The organism is Dysgonomonas mossii (assembly GCF_004569505.1).
Taxonomy (GTDB): Bacteria; Bacteroidota; Bacteroidia; order Bacteroidales; family Dysgonomonadaceae; genus Dysgonomonas.
The window spans coordinates 1-457 of sequence record NZ_SPPK01000062.1 but is presented as its reverse complement, the minus strand read 5'-3'; the positions used below and the strand labels follow the sequence as shown (position 1 = coordinate 457).

The following is a 457-nucleotide window of genomic DNA, read 5'->3' as shown; positions in this document are numbered from 1 at the left end:
GGAAGGCAAGCGCCTCTCTGCCATGCTGCAGGACCGGGTGCGGCAGTTGCGCGCGCTGGCGCAGCAGGCGGGCCCGCTCGTGCCCCAGCTGGTGGACCAGCAGCGCCAGCGCTTCCTGGAGCGCTGGAAGGAAGCGATGGCCCTCACCGAAGGCGCCACCCTCCCGGAAGCGGCCCAGGACCGCGCCCTGAGCGAAGCCACCGCGTTCGCCATCCGCATCGACGTCGCGGAAGAAATCACGCGGCTCGCCTCCCACCTCGACGAGATCGAGCGCCTGCTCAAGAAGGGCGGAGAGATCGGCAAGCGGCTGGATTTCCTCATCCAGGAACTCCACCGCGAGGCCAATACGCTCGGCTCGAAGTCCGCCGCCATGGAGCTGACGCGCATCAGCGTCGACATGAAGGTGCTCATCGAGCAGATGCGCGAGCAGGTACAGAACGTCGAGTGAGCGATAATC

The 457-nt window shown here is 67.0% G+C and carries 1 protein-coding gene; it reads left to right on the top strand.

Translation table 11 applies throughout. The annotated features are described in order from the left end of the window. Positions 1–448: endoribonuclease YicC domain-containing protein (locus tag E4T88_RS18910; RefSeq protein ID WP_135107569.1), on the top strand; the 448-nt coding region annotated here is incomplete at its 5' end. Positions 449–457 lie beyond the last annotated feature (9 nt).